We start from the raw sequence: 16556 nt of genomic DNA on the forward strand, positions 1-16556 counted from the left end.
TCGCTGAATTAATGAATTAGATCTTGGTGATCTTAATCGGACACTTTTTAAAATCTGTCTGTTTCGACAATGGATCTGTAGCATCCAAAATCAATTTATTGACTAAAATATTGGCATCAAAAAACGGTACGAAAACTAATCCAACAGGAGGACGGTTACGACCACGAGTTTCTACTCGACAGCGCACCTCACCTCGACGAGAGGCTAATAAAACTTCATCACCACGACGAAGATTACGAGCTTTGGCGTCTTGAGGATTGATATAGCACCACGCATCAGGTACTGCTTTATATAATTCAGGTACACGACGAGTCATAGTGCCAGTATGCCAATGTTCTAGCACTCGTCCGGTACAAAGCCACATGTCGTAATCTTTATCAGGCACTTCTGGTGGTGCTTCATAAGGCGCTGAAATAATAAGTGCCTTACCATCAGGTTTACCATAGAAATCCCAACCCGAGCCTTTTTTAGCGTACGGATCAGAACCTTCTTTAAAGCGCCACTGAGTTTCTTTGCCATTAACAACAGGCCAACGTAAACCACGCACTTTATGATAAGTTTCATAAGGAGCAAGATCATGTCCATGACCTCGACCAAAGCTAGCATATTCTTCAAATAAGCCTTTTTGAACATAACAATCTTGCGCTTGCGCATCATCATTTAATGGCTGTGCTTGCGTTAATGGATACTTATCAACTTGGCCATTACGGAACAAAATATCGTACATAGTTTTGCCACGGTATTGCGGCATCTTATTAAGCAGCTCCTCATCCCAGACTTCTTCAACCTTAAATCGCTTTGAGAATTCCATGATCTGCCATAAATCAGATTTAGCTTCACCTGGCGCTTTTACTTGTTGATACCAAACCTGAGTACGGCGTTCAGCATTGCCGTAAGCGCCTTCTTTTTCGACCCACATTGCGGTTGGTAAAATCAAATCAGAGGCTTGCGCAGTAACCGTAGGATAAGGATCTGAACATACAATAAAGTTATCGGGATTGCGGTAACCTGGTAAACGTTCCTCATTAATATTTGGACCCGCTTGCATATTGTTATTACACATCACCCAGTAAGCATTCAATTTACCGTCATTCAGCATTCGATCTTGCTGTACTGCGTGATAACCCGGTTTAGGTGGAATAGTACCTTCAGGCAGTTTCCAAATATTTTCAGCAATTGCTCGGTGCTTAGGATTAGCTACCAGTAAATCGGCCGGTAAACGGTGAGCGAATGTGCCTACTTCACGCGCAGTACCACACGCTGAAGGCTGACCAGTTAATGAAAATGGACTATTTCCTGGGGTTGAGATTTTACCGGTTAATAAATGCAAGTTATAAACCAAACTTTGCATCCATACACCTCGAGTATGTTGATTCATACCCATAGTCCACAATGACATCACCTTAAGTTTAGGATCAGCATAGTATTTAGCTAACTCAACCAATTTTTCAGGCTCTACACCTGACATTTGGGAGGCTTTTTCAAGAGTATAATCCGCCACTGACGCTTTATATTCTTCAAACGTCATTGGAAATAAATCGCCAGAATTAGGGTTCGCAGCTTGTTTTTGTAATGGATTATCATCACGTAAACCGTAACCAATATCGGTTTGAGCACGTTTAAAATGGGTATGTTTATTCACAAAATCCCAATTAACGGCATCATTTTCAATAATGTAATTAGCAATATAGTTAGCAATCACTAAATCAGTTTGAGGGTGGAAAATCATGCCGTTATCGGCTAACTCAAACGAACGATGTTCATAAGTCGATAACACATTGACTTTAACGTGAGGATGACTCAAACGGCGATCAGTTAGTCGCGTCCATAATACTGGGTGCATTTCCGCCATGTTTGAGCCCCACAACACAAACACATCAGCATGTTCAAGATCGTCATAACAGCCCATTGGCTCATCAATACCAAAGGTACGAATAAACCCTACTACCGCAGATGCCATACAATGGCGAGCATTAGGATCGATATTATTAGAACGGAAGCCCGCTTTCATCATTTTAGACGCAGCATAGCCTTCCATGACGGTCCATTGACCCGAGCCAAACATACCAACCCCCGATGGGCCTTGTTTTTTAAGCGCAGCTTTCCACTTCTCAGCCATCACATCAAAGGCGTAATCCCATGAAACAGGTGTAAACTCACCCTCTTTATGATATTGACCATCTTTCATACGTAATAAAGGCGTTTGTAAACGATCTTTACCGTACATTATCTTCGATAAAAAATAGCCTTTAATACAATTAAGGCCTTTATTCACCGGTGCTTGAGGATCACCTTGAGTTGCCACGACTCGGCCATTTTTAGTCCCGACCAGAACTGAACAACCAGTGCCACAAAAACGACACGGCGCTTTATCCCATTTAATTTTGGTTTCATCAGAACTCACAATTAAATTCGTTGCTGATGCTGGTAACGAAATACCCGCTACCGCAGCAGCAGACGCTGCAGCATTCGCTTTCACAAATGCTCTTCTTGTCATTTTCATAGCTTACCCTCAGCTTGTGAATCATAGTGCTCAATATGGTGATAGACCAAAAAAGTGATTAACACATGGTCTAAATTATTAATTTTATCAATTGCATCAGTTACGTAGCCTTGGTTCTCTGTCTCAAGTACTACGATAATTTTACCTTCTTCACTTGTCGCAGGAATTTCAGTATTTGGTATTGCTAAAATTTGTTGGCTAATCGCTGCTAAATATTGTGGCTTAACGTGAACGATAAGGCTTGAGGTATGCACTTCATGTAATGTCATGTTTACTCTCTCTAATTCTTTAAACTGCAGGCGTTATCATTTCAATCGCAGCCACTGGACAGCCACTTATACATGCACCACAGCCACTACAAGCAGCATCATTTATCATCGGTTGGGCAACCTTTCCCACTTGTAGAGCAAAGGTTATAGCCTGAGTTTCACATTGATCACCGCAACTGCGGCACTCAATATTATTCAATGCGATACAAGATGAATTAATTGTCACGGTTTGTTGCCAAGGTGGTTGTTGCTGTGGTTCAAATAATGGCTCGGGACATACATGCGCGCATTGATAACAAAAACTGCATTCTCCTTCCCCATGATGAAAATCCACCATAGGAAAACCACCGTCGCCTTTAACAATGACTTTAGTTTGGCAAACATCAACACAAGCATTGCAACGCTGGCACTGGTCAATAAAGGTGTTTTCATCCTTTATCCAAGGCAAACGCTGCTGTTGAGATGGCCGTTGGCGAGTAAATAAGCTTCGACGCGAACGATTTATCACAGCCCCTCCTTTCGCTTAACCGTAAATGGTTACAAATCATTTTCTTTGTTACTATTCACTTTCTATTAATGTTCTTTTACGTTATTTTTAAATATCGTCATAACTACGAACATACCCCCTAAGGGGTAATTACCCCTATACCTTGTTCTAGATCAATAAAACATACGGGATAATGTCTAATATTTGGCAAATTTATCGCGTAATCCGTCATCTAAAAATTAAAATGATAAATATGACAGTAAGAGATGATTAACGCCGCCTCATTCTATTAATAACTATTCACATCAACAGGTCACCCCCTAATAATGCACCAACAAAAAGTTAATTCAGTTACCACTACAATTGGTCGTTCAATGGTGGCAATTTTGTTTTTGGTCTCAACCACAATCAGCTTAGCGTTGTGCATGTTAGTTTCGAGTCTGAACGATGCTGCTGCCATCAATACTGCTGGCTCATTAAGAATGCAAAGTTATCGATTAGCATTTGATATTGAAACTCAATCACCGCTGCTTAGCAGCCATACCGTTGCGTTTGAACAATCGTTAACATCACCAACCATGCAAGCATTGCACCATTGGTATGTACCGCAGAAAATACAGAATCATTACACTGAATTAGTGTTAACTTGGCAGGCAGTACGTTCACAGTTAGATCAAATAGATAAAGACGGATATTTAGCTCAAGTCGCCCCTTTTGTTGACCGCATTGATCAATTTGTATTTGAGTTACAACAATCATCCGAAAACAAATTACATCTGTTAGCATTAATTAGTGCGATGGGGTTATTGCTTATCTTAATGGTGGTGTTATTTACGATTCAGTTTACACAACGAAAAATAGTAGTGCCGCTTAACCAGTTAATGGCGGGATGTAAACAAATTAAGCAGCATCAATTTGCATTAACCATCAATAATAATAGTGGCAATGAATTAGGTATTCTTGCGCGTACATTTACTCAAATGGCGGCAGATTTAGATAAGTTTTACTCGGATTTAGAACAAAGCGTTAGTGAGAAAACTCACCGTCTACGCCATGCTAATGAATCACTCAAAGTACTTTATAACTGTTCACAACAACTATCCGTTAGTCGCTTAACTCACCACCATTTCCAACATATGTTAGAAACCTTAATTGCAATTGATGGTTTAACAGCTGCCAAACTCATTATTGAAGAATCCAATGGCACCACCACAGAAATCATCGTCGGTGAACACCAATCAACCGCTTGGCATCAGCAACAATTACTCATTGATGGCGAGACGATGGGCCAATTATGGTGGCAATATCAGCTACCCTGTCCAGATCTCGCTTTGATCGAAAATATTGCCAATATTTTAAGTCGCGGAATTTATTACAATCGCGCTCAAAAACAGACAGAACAATTACTGTTAATGGAAGAGCGAGCCACGATTGCCCGTGAACTGCACGACTCACTAGCACAATCATTATCATATCTAAAAATTCAATTAACCTTATTAAAGCGACAACTCAACGTCACGACTGATACCAATAATAACCAATGGCAAACGGTACAAACTATTGATGAAGAATTAGCTAATGCTTACACCCAATTACGGGAACTATTAAGTACATTTAGGCTAACCATTAAAGAAGCCAATTTTAGTGAGGCACTCACTCAATTACTGGCTCCATTACGAGAACAAACCTCAGCGCAATTTAACATTGATAACCAATTACCCTCAATGGCTCTGATTGCTCATAATCAAGTCCATTTATTACAGATTATTCGAGAAGCAGTACTCAATGCGATTAAGCATGCTAATGCCCGCCATATCAGAGTTTGTTGCCACCAACATCAAGACATAATTAGCGTTGAAATTACAGATGATGGGATTGGATTTGATCCCTCGCAATCGAAACTTAATCACTATGGTTTAAATATCATGCAAGAACGCACCTCATGCTTAAAAGGTCAATTAACCATTCATTCTCAAATTGGTTTTGGCAGCCAAGTTAAGTTGCAATTTGCATTATCTGAGGGATAAAAATATGTCAGCTTGGAAAGTAATGATCGTCGATGATCATCCGTTAATGCGTCGGGGTATTGGGCAATTGCTCAGTTTTGAAGCTGAATTTGATGTTATTGGTGAAGCCAGTAATGGCAATGAAGCGATAGCACTTGCACATAAAACCCCCGTTGATCTTATTTTATTAGATCTCAATATGAAAGGTATGTCTGGCTTAGACACCCTAATTACATTACGTAATGAAGGTATTGATGCTTGTATTGTTATTCTAACGGTATCTGATAATCATACTGATATTAAAGCACTCATCGATGCCGGTGCTGATGGCTATTTACTCAAAGATACTGAACCTGACGAGTTGATTGCATTATTAAAAACTGCATTAATGGGGGGTAAAGCATACTGCGAGATTGTGACGGCTTTTTTAAGTAATAACAGTGATGACAATACGATTTTATCAAGCCTGACAGATAGAGAAAATCAAATATTACAAGAAGTTGCTAAAGGGCATACAAATAGAGTCATTGCTGAGTCTTTGTTTATTTCAGAAGCAACAGTCAAAGTACATATGAAAAGTTTATTGCGTAAACTGCAAGTAAAATCACGCACTGCAGCAACCGTACTTTATTTACAAACATTAGGATACTAATGTTATAAAAAACCGCAGTGCAAATAAATACACTGCGGTCGATATAACACCCGCGCGATGCTTATTATGACTTACAATGCTAAAGATGTTATTAAATCTTGTTCTCGTGACTCAACCCATTGCAGATCAAAAGGTCCCCAATCACTTAATTTATAATAGCCATCATTATGGCGTCGTCCATCTTGAATAAAAGTCAATTCGATGCCTAATCCAGGCAAGGCTTTTAATACATCTTGAATTGTCCGTCGTGGCCAACCTGTTTGTTCAATTAGACGAGGAACATTAGGGCGCTCTGTATGTTCAACAAGTAACGCCAGATAAAGTCTACGGGCAAAAACTGGATTCAGTTCCATTGGGGCCTCCATAATATACTGTGCCTATTATTGCCAGTTCTCAAATGAGGATGTTGCGTTTGATCAACGAGGTCTTCGGTTTAATCATTATGGATACTAATAAAAGCGAGTTTGATCTCATTTTCATGATAATCATCATTCTTGTTGCTTACTGTAAATAACAACCAATAAAGTGCAACGGTTGCGATAACCCGATAATCTCGCTATAAAAGACGACTTACTTATTATAAAAAAGCCAGCCCAAATATGACTACAATTGCTTACGGTATAAAAAATTGCGACACCATCAAAAAAATGAAGCACTGGTTCGCAGCTGAAAATATTGCGTATCAATTTCATGATTATCGTGTCAATGGTCTTGATCTTGCGTTACTAGAAACCTTTGAAGCGGCATTAGGTTGGGAAGCAATGGTCAATAAACGTGGTACGACTTTCCGTCAATTAACGGCTGAACAAAAAGAGCAGTTAAACCGTGAAACAGCATTGCAATTAATGCTAGAACAACCCGCAATGATTAAACGACCATTATTAAAACATAATAATAATTACTACCTCGGTTTTAAACCTGATCAATACCAAGCTATTTTTCTTACTAAATAACAAGGATACAAGGATGTCTGACAGTCCCGTTATTACACTCGCAAAAGATTTAATGAGTCGCCCTTCAGTTACTCCCGAAGATGCCGGCTGCCAAACAATAATGATCGAACGCTTACAAGCGTTGGGATTCATTATTGAAACGATGGTATTTGAAGATACGACCAATCTATGGGCTCGCCGTGGTACACAAGCGCCATTGTTTGTGTTTGCAGGCCATACTGATGTTGTGCCTTCAGGCCCAGTAGAACAATGGCATACCCCTCCTTTTGAACCAACGATTATTGACGGCTACTTACATGGACGTGGCGCTGCAGATATGAAAGGTTCACTTGCCTGCATGGTGGTTGCGATTGAACGTTTTATTGCTCAAAATCCGAATCATAACGGCTCGATTGCATTATTGATTACCTCCGATGAAGAAGGGCCTTTCATTAATGGGACAACTCGTGTTGTCGATACCCTGGAAGCACGTAATGAAAAAATAGACATGTGTATTGTCGGTGAGCCATCAAGCACTCATGCTGTTGGTGATATTGTTAAAAATGGTCGTCGCGGCTCAATTACTGGCGATCTGATAGTGAATGGTATTCAAGGCCATGTTGCCTATCCTCACTTAGCCAATAATCCGATCCATAAAGCACTACCCGCTTTGGCCGAATTAGCAGCAACCCATTGGGATGATGGTAATGACTTCTTTCCACCAACGAGCTTTCAAATTCCCAATGTTGCAGCAGGTACAGGGGCATCCAATGTCATTCCAGGTCAATTTAAAGTGCAATTTAATTTTCGCTTCAGCACTGAATTAACCGATGCTGATATTAAACGTCGAGTACATTCAATACTTGATGCGCATGGATTAGATTATGATTTGAAATGGACGTTAAGCGGGCATCCATTTTTAACTGACAGTGGTACTTTAGTTGATGCGGTTGTGGCTGCTATCACTGAAATAAACCATACGCCACCACAATTACTGACAACAGGTGGCACTTCTGATGGCCGCTTCATCGCACGTACAGGTGCACAAGTCGTTGAACTTGGACCCGTTAATGCCACTATCCACAAAGTCAACGAATGCGTTAAAGTCACTGATCTTGAAAAACTTACTGATATGTACCAGCGTATCCTGAGTAAGATTTTATAACCACCCATGATTTTTGACCATAATCATAGCTGTTCAGATAACGCCACTGAACAGCTAATCATGCGATAATTGATAGATAATTATGCATTGTTATCATAAGTAAATCATCGCAGCTAATGCATATTATTGGTATTCTATCACCCTAGTTTATGGTTCATTATCAACTGTAGTGATGCATTTGATGGGTTCAAATGAAAATTATCATTGTGAGGTGAATATGGAATGGTTTTTTAATCCTTGGGTAATTTGTGTGATTATTATTGCGGTTATTGCCAGTAATATTGCCGCGTTAAAATATACTGCCTATATGCGAACAGGACTCAAAAAAAGACATCCGCCACAACCACCACATGATGAATCTCAGCCATCAGAAAAATCTGATACTAATCAGATTCAGGATGATAACCATATGCTAGAAAAGAGTAACCCGCAGGATAAAAATGACTGATATAAAAAAATTAGACAGCCGTATTGTTTATCAAAATAAATGGATGACAGTACGAGAAGATAAAATCCAACGTCAAAGTGGTGCCGAAGGTATTTATGGCGTCGTAGAGAAGCCTGATTGTGCCGCTATTTTAGCGATTGATAATGGCTACATTCACTTAGTACAGCAATTTAGGTATAGCATTCAGCAACGCTGCTGGGAGATCCCACAAGGGGCTTGGGAAGCAAATCCTGATGCTAATCATCTTGACCTCGCTAAAGGTGAACTACAAGAAGAAACGGGATTAATCGCGAGTAAAATGACTTATCTCGGGAGTCAATTTATTGCTTATGGTTTTTTAAATCAAACCTGTCATATCTATTTAGCAACCCAATTACGTACAGCGCCAGAGCAACAGCGAGATATTGAAGAAGAAGATTTAATCAGCCAATCTTTTTCCATTGCCGATTTTGAAGCAATGATTATCAATGGTGAATTAAAAGACTGCGTTACCATTGCCGCTTATGGGCTAGCAAAACTCAAACAGGCGATCTAAGCGATTAATAGCAAATCTAAACCAATAAAAAAGCTGCCATTTACGGCAGCTTTTTTGATATTTATTATCTTTTGATATTAATCACATAACGGCGAGATTACGGACGACTTAAATAATCAGCAATACCGACCCACTTATAGCTCGTCAGTTCTTCAAGACCCATAGGACCGCGTGCATGCAATTTTTGAGTTGAAACGGCAACTTCGGCACCTAAACCAAATTGCGCTCCATCAGTAAAACGGGTTGAAGCATTAACATATACTGCCGCAGAACCTGCAGCATTCACAAACCGCTCAGCCGATTGCAGGTTGTTAGTTAAGATCGAATCTGAATGGCTCGCATTATGTTTACGCATATGAAAAATAGCTTCATCAACATTGGCAACCACTTTAACGCCTAAGGTATAACTTAGCCATTCAGTATCAAAATCACCATCTTCAGCTTTACGTAATAAACTCGCTTTACCTTCAAGTAAGTTAAACGCAGCATCATCAGCAACGAATGTTACTTGCGCTTTATTCATCCGTTCAACTAAACGCGATAAGAAAGTCGCGGCTATTTGCTCGTTAACCAATAATGTATCAAGTGAATTACATGCGGAAGGACGTTGTACCTTGGCATTTTCCACCACATCTAATGAACGAGATAGATCGGCGCTATCATCAATATACATATGGCTAATACCAAAACCACCAATAATCACCGGAATAGTGCTATTTTCCTTACACATTTTATGTAGGCCGGCACCACCACGCGGAATAATCATATCAACATATTGATCTAACTTTAGTAACTGTGACACATATTCGCGATCGGGTTGATCAATGTATTGCACTGATGCCGCCGGCAAACCTGCTTTTGCTAATGCCGCCTGAATTACTTCAACTAACGCCATATTTGAATGGAAGGTCTCTCGTCCTCCACGCAAAATACTGGCATTACCTGTTTTAAGGCATAACGCTGCAATATCAATAGTCACATTAGGACGGGCTTCATAAATCACGCCGACAACACCTAATGGAACACGACGACGACTTAAACGCATACCATTTTCAAGTACACGACTATCAAGTTCAGCACCAACAGGATCATTTAAATTAATCACGTTACGCACATCATTAGCAATCGCACTAATACGCGCTTCATTAAGCAATAACCGATCAATTAAAGCCTCTGACATACCGCTTGCTACAGCAGCATCGATATCTCGTTTATTAGCGGCAAGAATAGCAACTTGGTTAGCTTCTAATTCATTAGCGATAATTGCTAATGCAGTATTTTTGACTGCTGTTGCTGTGGTGGCTAATTCAAACGCAGCCTGCTGCGCAGCATGTCCCATTATTTCAAGATTCACAATAATTCCTTCATTAAATTCGAATTAACTGATTGATGTGACTTACCACAGCTATTAAATAACAACCATATCATCACGATGAATTGCTGCATGGCCATACTCATAACCTAAAACATGATGAATATCATGGCTGTGTTTACCCGCAATTTTAGCCATATCATCACTTGAATAACGGCTAATACCACGTGCCAATAATACATTCTTACTGTTAAAAATTCGTACTACTTCACCACGTTCAAATGTGCCTTTTATGTGTGTAATACCTTTCGCAAGTAAACTACTGCCTTTCTGTTGCACGGCCATGACGGCACCATCATCAATGACAATATCGCCCGCAGGTGGTGGACCTGCAAGAATCCATTGTTTACGACCTTCAAGCGGCGATTTTAGCGGTAGAAAACGAGTACCAACAGCGTTACCTGCAGCAAGATCAATAATGACATCAACTCGACGACCAGCAGCAATGATCACTTCAATACCAGCACGACACGCCACTTCAGCAGCTTGTAACTTAGTAGCCATACCACCAGTACCTAAACCGCCGACAGTACCACCCGCTAATTTACGTAACTTATCATCAATAGTATGTACTTCATGAATAAGTTCTGCATCAGGATTACTACGAGGATCCGCCGTAAATAAACCCGCCTGATCAGTCATTAATAATAGCTTATCCGCACCACCTAAAATGCCCACCAAGGCAGATAGATTATCGTTATCGCCGACTTTGATTTCGGTAGTTGCTACCGCATCATTTTCATTCACAACCGGAATAATACCGTTATCTAATAGCGCAACTAACATATCGCGCGCATTTAAATAACGTTCACGATCGTTTAAATCGGCGCGAGTTAATAACATTTGGCCAATATTGATCCCATAAATACCGAACAAAGTTTCCCACTCTTGAATTAAGCGTCCTTGTCCAACTGCTGCAAGTAATTGCTTACTCGCCATCGTTTTGGGTAATTCGGGGTAACCTAAATGCTCACGACCAGCAGCAATCGCACCAGAAGTAACAATGATAATTTTATGGCCTTGACTACGTAACATAGCGCATTGACGCACTAACTCAACCATATGAGCACGATCAAGTTTTAGTGTGCCACCGGTTAGCACACTAGTACCTAGTTTGACGACAATTGTATGGGTTGCAGCACCAGCGGCAACGTCTTGCTTTTGAGCATTAGATTTTTTTGAATCAGCCATGAGATCAAACAATAGATTGAAATAATAAATGTTCTTTGTTGTATCAATCCCTACCGAAAAGCACAAGAAAAAAACAATGACAAAACCAATATTAACGGGCTTTAGCAGGTTGTTTAAGCATAAATACACACAATGAATAACCACAACACCACATAGTGACAATATTGGTGCTTATTTATTGTCATTTCATAAAGTCACAATTTAATGCCACCAGTGGTGATGGAATAGATTATCTATATAATAATTGTTTTATTGAGCTGATAATTCAGCCAGTGGTACTTGAGTTAATGTTGCTGCAGAGACTAACGTTAACTCACATTCATCAACAATGAATAAGGTCAGTTTAGGATAGAAATCAACCAAGGTTTTTAATACGGCATCTCGATGTTTTGCTGGCAATTTACCATTAACCCACTCTCCAGCAGCATTAAAACGACCAAAATCATACTCATATTCATAACCAGTATCGGTGGCTGTCATTACTAACCACCAGCCCCAAAATTCTCGCTGTTCTGGCTCTTTTTCAGCATTAACACAACTGGCTAAACAATCAAAAAAGAACCGTTGTGGCTGTGATTTTTTTTCACGAAGATAAGGACCAATTGCGGTCAATTTAGACATTAAACGTCCATGTGGTGGAAAGCTCGTTGCGATTGTCATTATATTATCCATCCATAGTCAGCGGCATTTGATGCGCAAGTAGTACTTGTTACCATTTTTCATTATCCATAACGCATTAAAACACGCTTAGCACAATAATAATTTCTTATAGTATGGATAATATTTAACAAAATGACAAACCATAGTAACCAAATTTGCTAACAATATCATGACAATATATTTAGTTATAAAAAAGCGGAATCACATTATGCTGTAATTCCGCGACTATTGAAGCTCAGATCTAAATATAGCAGTTACTGCATTTTATCATCTAGCCATTTAACCACTTCAGTCATCACCCGATGATAACCATCATAAATTGGCTTTTCAGGTAAAGTAATTGCTTTACCGCCATAACTTGATAATGCAATCAGTTGATTGTCCATTTCAGGGCAAATAGGATCATTTTTCAACCCAATACCTAACATTGGAATATCCACTCGACGACGGCCTAAAATACCTTGGTTTTTTAATGACCAGGCAGGTAGATGGGATTTGATGCTTGCTTCTGCTTGACCATTTTTACCCATCCGAGATGCTAGTACATCCAAATACATTCGTGGCATTTGATCTAATAACTTCGGTTGTGTCAGAAAACTATTAATTGCGCCACCAATACTGACACAGGTTTTTAAACGTGTAGGTTCCATAAACCCCAGTCGAATGGCAGCATTACCGCCCATACGCAACCCCACCATGGCAACGTTACGATTATCGACCCAAGGCACATCTCGAATTTGTTGTAATAATGCTTGATGCAGACGGCTGGTATCTTCCGTTAAATTCCAACGGTCACTATGGCCAATAGATGGCATATCTAACGTCACCATCGCATATCCTGCAGGGCCTAAATAATCTTTATATAATCGCCACAAATCACTTTGTAAGGTTGCTAAACCACCGCTCACAATTACCGTTGGTAATAACTTATCAGTACGCGGTAAATGAATGAACGCCTCAAAGGTCTTATTTTCATATTTAACATCAATTTTACGCATATCATGCGGGCGTAACTCAATCGCCTCACGGTAACTTTGATTAGCTTGTAGCTCAGCTTGATCAGCCAGTTGATCGCCTTTTATATAAGGATAGGCAGCAATGCTGTAATGAGTACTGGCTTTTAATAACAATTCTGACGCAGCTAACTTATCACCATTATTGGCCGCAGTACGTGCTAATTGCTGATAATTAGACGCTAATTGTGACCATTCATAAGTCCAATTACCTGGTCGATAACCAATAACAGTATCTAATAAATGCTCACTTGTACGAGGGGCGGTTGAGGCTGCAATCCGCGCTAAAATTGCTTCTTGCTCAATAGGATCAACACCTTGCCATATCCATTGCGGACGCCGTAAGACACGATACCAACCAAGCTGACTTTCACCATCAAGTGCATTGTTTACATCACCACTGCGAACATGCGCAATTTTAACAATATTCGATGTTTCTTTGCTGGTTTGACGTGGTGCAAATAGCTTCTCTGATAGATTTTGTTTTGACGGTTCAGACACAGCATCCTCCAACGTATATCACTTATTTTAATAGACCTAGATAATATACCTAAACGGCCCTCAATAAGTTAAATCCATAAAAAAAGACGCTAACAAAGTAGCGTCTTCGATAAAACTTAGTTTCCAAAGCCGATCATCAACACTCAATAACAATATCGATTAATCAGCTCGAGACAACTTAATTACTTTTTAGCAATTGGATCAACGAAAGTAACCGCCATATCCCAAGGTTGTTCAATCCAAGTATCTTGCGGAATACTAACAACAAAATCATCAACTAAATGCTGACCCGCAGGCTTGGCACATACCGTCACAAATTTAGCGCGTGGGTATAATTCGCGAATTTTCTCAGCTGTACCACCAGTATCAACCAAATCGTCAACCACGATAAAACCTTCGCCATCACCATCAGCTTTCTTGATCACATTCATATCACGCTGATGATCATGATCGTAACTAGCAATACATACCGTATCAATATGACGAATGCCTAATTCGCGCGCCAAAATAGCAGCTGGCACTAAACCGCCACGGCTAACTGCAATAATACCTGTCCACTGTTCAGCCGGTAGCAATTTCTCTGCTAACTGACGTGTGTACATTTGCATGTTATCCCAAGTGATGACGAATTTATTACTCATAGTAAAACAACCTCTGAAACAGCGATTCGAAAACCGCATAAATTTATGTAAGTGTAAGTAACATTACACTTATAAGAAAATAATCTTCGCAAGGAATAACGCTGAAATAACCCAAACGCTGATATTTACTTCACGTCCCTTACCACTTAACGCTTTAACTACCGCAAAGGTAATAAAACCAAGACCAATACCTTCTGCAATCGAGTATGTTAAAGGCATTAGTAAACAGACAACCACAACAGGCGCAGCTTCTGTTAAGTCTCGCCAATCAATTGATACCAAGCCTGACATCATCAAAATGGCAACATAAAACAATGCACCAGCGGTAGCATATACTGGAACCATGCCAGCTAGCGGTGCAAAAAATAACGCTGATAAGAATAACATGCCAACAGTAACGGCTGTTAGGCCTGTACGACCGCCAACTGCGACACCCGACACACTCTCAACAAAAGATGTCGTATTTGAGGTACCCAGTAATGCACCAATCGAGGTTGCTGTACTATCAGCTAATAGCGCACGGTTTAGACGTGGTAATTTACCGTCTTCGCCAATTAAGTTGGCTTTAGTCGCAACACCGACCAATGTGCCAGCAGTATCAAACAAATCTACAAACAAAAATGCAAACACAATTGAAATTAAGCCAACTTCCATCGCTCCAGAAAAATCCAGTTGCATAAAGGTAGGTGCGATACTTGGTGGCATTGACATAATGCCGTTGTAATCAACTTCTCCAGCAATAATACTGATTGCGGTTACAATTAAAATCGCAATCAAAACCGCCGCTTTAAAACCACGTTGTACTAAGCCAATCGTTAAGAAAAAGCCTAACCCTGCCATCATTGCTGAGAAACTGGTTAAATCACCCGCGGTTACTAAAGTCGCAGGACTTGCAACCACAATGCCAGATGTTTGTAGGGCGATAAAAGCCAAGAACAAACCGATACCAGCGGAGATACCAATACGTAATGAATGAGGGATTGCATTAATGATCCACTCACGTACTCGCATTACACTCAGCGCAATAAAGCACAAACCAGATAAAAATACTGCTGCTAACGCCACTTGCCATGTATGACCCATACCTAATACAACAGTATAAGTAAAAAATGCATTTAGCCCCATACCAGGCGCTTGTGCTACTGGATAGTTAGCATAAAAACCCATAACAAAACAACCAATCATTGCCGCTAAACAGGTTGCAACAAACACTGCGCCCTGATCCATTCCTGTACTGGCTAACATAGTGGGATTTACAAAGATAATATAAGCCATTGTCAGGAAAGTAGTCACACCGGCCATAATCTCAGTGCGCACTGTAGTGCCATGTTCTTTGAGTTTAAATAATTTTTCTAGCATGCTTCTCGATTCCTTAGAGATACGCAATAAACTAAACAAACAACGTTAAGAAATAGAAAACGATTGCGCAATCCATTTCGGCGCTGATTATAATCATGCGATCACTCAATTTCCAGATTTTATCGCTGAAAAGCGTAAAACAATAACTAATGCTATTCACACACTCTAATGAAATGTACTTTTAGCTATATTTATCAGCATATTAAAAGATAAACTGGCTTGATCGTTTTTTGAGCATTTACTTTTTATACCGCTACATAAGGGTTAATAAAGACCGATAATAAAAGCAAAGAAATAGAGATGATATTAAAACAGATAAAAAAAACGCCACTTCAATATAGAAGTGGCGGCAGAATGTTGCAGATAACAGGATAGCATTATCGAGATATTCTTAATATAAGGGGTGAACAAACTTGCGTTTGTCTCGTTGTAAAACAACCAGACAATAAAATCTAATTAGTAACGGTAAGGCGCTGGGTAATAGAAATTACTTGTATATACCGCGCGACTATTCCAAAAATGTGTCATTGAAGAAAAAATTTTCATTTAAATCACCTAAATCATAAGCACACCAACATAATAGATGGTGGGTTGCCGTCATGGCTCACTTATTCTCGGTTCCTTGGAGGCGATAATCGGGTTCATCCTGAACATATCGTGTTAATTATTGTGCCAATCATCATGGCTTGTCTAAACTATAGCCAAAACGAAATAAACTTACAACATTTTTTTTAACTAGCTCACACTTTTTGGATTTTTAGCTTGAGAAACGGCTCTTTATGTAAATTTATTACATTATTGTTTTATTATATTTCAAAGTAT

16 protein-coding genes are annotated in these 16556 nt (G+C 39.7%); 6 read left to right on the plus strand and 10 right to left on the minus strand.

The window, feature by feature from the left end; genetic code table 11:
• Window positions 1–16 precede the first annotated feature (16 nt).
• The 3 genes from napA to napF are packed head-to-tail and all read right to left on the minus strand — an operon-like array spanning window position 17 to window position 3280.
• Complete coding sequence (gene napA, locus PPBDW_RS12035) at window positions 17–2503, minus strand: periplasmic nitrate reductase subunit alpha (RefSeq protein ID WP_036795748.1); 2487 nt, start codon at window positions 2501–2503, stop codon at window positions 17–19.
• Window positions 2500–2772, minus strand: a complete 273-nt coding sequence (locus PPBDW_RS12040) for a chaperone NapD (protein WP_036795750.1) — start codon at window positions 2770–2772, stop codon at window positions 2500–2502. Before PPBDW_RS12040 ends, napA begins: the two co-directional genes overlap by 4 nt.
• A 19-nt stretch (window positions 2773–2791) precedes the next feature.
• Complete coding sequence (gene napF / locus PPBDW_RS12045) at window positions 2792–3280, minus strand: ferredoxin-type protein NapF (protein ID WP_036795751.1); 489 nt, start codon at window positions 3278–3280, stop codon at window positions 2792–2794.
• Window positions 3281–3585: 305 nt separating this feature from the next.
• Here napF and narQ point away from each other — a divergent pair, with 305 nt between their 5' ends.
• Both narQ and PPBDW_RS12055 read left to right on the plus strand, forming a co-directional pair.
• Window positions 3586–5286, plus strand: a complete 1701-nt coding sequence (narQ, locus tag PPBDW_RS12050; RefSeq protein WP_036795752.1) for a nitrate/nitrite two-component system sensor histidine kinase NarQ — start codon at window positions 3586–3588, stop codon at window positions 5284–5286.
• Between the two features lie 4 nt (window positions 5287–5290).
• Window positions 5291–5917, plus strand: coding sequence for a response regulator (locus tag PPBDW_RS12055; protein ID WP_036795754.1), 627 nt, complete (start codon window positions 5291–5293; stop codon window positions 5915–5917).
• A gap of 71 nt (window positions 5918–5988) precedes the next feature.
• On the opposite strand, the gene PPBDW_RS12060 is transcribed toward PPBDW_RS12055, so the two are convergent.
• Window positions 5989–6270 carry a winged helix-turn-helix domain-containing protein gene (locus PPBDW_RS12060; protein ID WP_036795756.1) on the minus strand — a complete coding sequence of 94 codons (282 nt, stop codon included), beginning with the start codon at window positions 6268–6270 and terminating at the stop codon, window positions 5989–5991.
• Between the two features lie 246 nt (window positions 6271–6516).
• Here PPBDW_RS12060 and PPBDW_RS12065 point away from each other — a divergent pair, with 246 nt between their 5' ends.
• The 4 genes from PPBDW_RS12065 to PPBDW_RS12080 all read left to right on the plus strand — a co-directional run bounded on the left by PPBDW_RS12065 (window position 6517) and on the right by PPBDW_RS12080 (window position 8997).
• Complete coding sequence (locus PPBDW_RS12065; RefSeq protein WP_036795757.1) at window positions 6517–6870, plus strand: ArsC family reductase; 354 nt, start codon at window positions 6517–6519, stop codon at window positions 6868–6870.
• Between the two features lie 13 nt (window positions 6871–6883).
• Window positions 6884–8014, plus strand: coding sequence for a succinyl-diaminopimelate desuccinylase (gene dapE / locus PPBDW_RS12070; RefSeq protein ID WP_036795758.1), 1131 nt, complete (start codon window positions 6884–6886; stop codon window positions 8012–8014).
• 217 nt (window positions 8015–8231) lie between these two features.
• Window positions 8232–8462, plus strand: coding sequence for a DUF2897 family protein (locus tag PPBDW_RS12075; protein ID WP_036796461.1), 231 nt, complete (start codon window positions 8232–8234; stop codon window positions 8460–8462).
• On the plus strand, window positions 8455–8997 hold the full coding sequence (locus tag PPBDW_RS12080) for an NUDIX domain-containing protein (RefSeq protein WP_036795759.1): 543 nt from the start codon (window positions 8455–8457) through the stop codon (window positions 8995–8997). The genes PPBDW_RS12075 and PPBDW_RS12080 overlap by 8 nt, the downstream gene beginning before the upstream one ends.
• Before the next feature lie 97 nt (window positions 8998–9094).
• Here the strand turns inward: PPBDW_RS12080 and PPBDW_RS12085 are convergent, their stop codons facing one another.
• The 6 genes from PPBDW_RS12085 to PPBDW_RS12110 form a co-directional block, all read right to left on the minus strand.
• Window positions 9095–10336, minus strand: a complete 1242-nt coding sequence (locus PPBDW_RS12085) for a glutamate-5-semialdehyde dehydrogenase (RefSeq protein ID WP_036796462.1) — start codon at window positions 10334–10336, stop codon at window positions 9095–9097.
• Between the two features lie 69 nt (window positions 10337–10405).
• Window positions 10406–11560: a glutamate 5-kinase gene (gene proB / locus PPBDW_RS12090; RefSeq protein WP_036795760.1), complete on the minus strand. Its 1155-nt coding sequence runs from the start codon at window positions 11558–11560 to the stop codon at window positions 10406–10408.
• Between the two features lie 249 nt (window positions 11561–11809).
• Window positions 11810–12220 carry a sigma factor-binding protein Crl gene (gene crl / locus PPBDW_RS12095; RefSeq protein WP_036795762.1) on the minus strand — a complete coding sequence of 137 codons (411 nt, stop codon included), beginning with the start codon at window positions 12218–12220 and terminating at the stop codon, window positions 11810–11812.
• A 254-nt stretch (window positions 12221–12474) separates the two neighbouring features.
• A complete protein-coding gene (frsA, locus tag PPBDW_RS12100) occupies window positions 12475–13734 on the minus strand; it encodes an esterase FrsA (protein WP_036795764.1) in 1260 nt (419 codons plus the stop codon).
• Between the two features lie 182 nt (window positions 13735–13916).
• The gene (gpt, locus tag PPBDW_RS12105) at window positions 13917–14375 is read right to left on the minus strand and encodes a xanthine phosphoribosyltransferase (protein ID WP_036795766.1); all 459 of its coding nucleotides are present in this window, start codon (window positions 14373–14375) and stop codon (window positions 13917–13919) included.
• A gap of 69 nt (window positions 14376–14444) precedes the next feature.
• Complete coding sequence (locus PPBDW_RS12110) at window positions 14445–15734, minus strand: NCS2 family permease (protein ID WP_036795767.1); 1290 nt, start codon at window positions 15732–15734, stop codon at window positions 14445–14447.
• Window positions 15735–16556 lie beyond the last annotated feature (822 nt).

The organism is Photobacterium kishitanii (assembly GCF_000613045.3).
GTDB lineage: Bacteria > Pseudomonadota > Gammaproteobacteria > Enterobacterales > Vibrionaceae > Photobacterium > Photobacterium kishitanii.

Bases quoted from the DNA above. Each gene is read 5' to 3' on its own strand.
- narQ (WP_036795752.1), top strand. From the start codon at position 3,586: ATGCACCAACAAAAAGTTAATTCAGTTACCACTACAATTGGTCGTTCA.
- crl (WP_036795762.1), bottom strand. From the start codon at position 12,220: ATGACAATCGCAACGAGCTTTCCACCACATGGACGTTTAATGTCTAAA.
- PPBDW_RS12080 (WP_036795759.1), top strand. From the start codon at position 8,455: ATGACTGATATAAAAAAATTAGACAGCCGTATTGTTTATCAAAATAAA.
- PPBDW_RS12075 (WP_036796461.1), top strand. From the start codon at position 8,232: ATGGAATGGTTTTTTAATCCTTGGGTAATTTGTGTGATTATTATTGCG.
- proB (WP_036795760.1), bottom strand. From the start codon at position 11,560: ATGGCTGATTCAAAAAAATCTAATGCTCAAAAGCAAGACGTTGCCGCT.
- PPBDW_RS12110 (WP_036795767.1), bottom strand. From the start codon at position 15,734: ATGCTAGAAAAATTATTTAAACTCAAAGAACATGGCACTACAGTGCGC.
- PPBDW_RS12085 (WP_036796462.1), bottom strand. From the start codon at position 10,336: ATGGGACATGCTGCGCAGCAGGCTGCGTTTGAATTAGCCACCACAGCA.
- PPBDW_RS12065 (WP_036795757.1), top strand. From the start codon at position 6,517: ATGACTACAATTGCTTACGGTATAAAAAATTGCGACACCATCAAAAAA.
- dapE (WP_036795758.1), top strand. From the start codon at position 6,884: ATGTCTGACAGTCCCGTTATTACACTCGCAAAAGATTTAATGAGTCGC.
- PPBDW_RS12055 (WP_036795754.1), top strand. From the start codon at position 5,291: ATGTCAGCTTGGAAAGTAATGATCGTCGATGATCATCCGTTAATGCGT.
- napA (WP_036795748.1), bottom strand. From the start codon at position 2,503: ATGAAAATGACAAGAAGAGCATTTGTGAAAGCGAATGCTGCAGCGTCT.
- PPBDW_RS12060 (WP_036795756.1), bottom strand. From the start codon at position 6,270: ATGGAACTGAATCCAGTTTTTGCCCGTAGACTTTATCTGGCGTTACTT.
- PPBDW_RS12040 (WP_036795750.1), bottom strand. From the start codon at position 2,772: ATGACATTACATGAAGTGCATACCTCAAGCCTTATCGTTCACGTTAAG.
- gpt (WP_036795766.1), bottom strand. From the start codon at position 14,375: ATGAGTAATAAATTCGTCATCACTTGGGATAACATGCAAATGTACACA.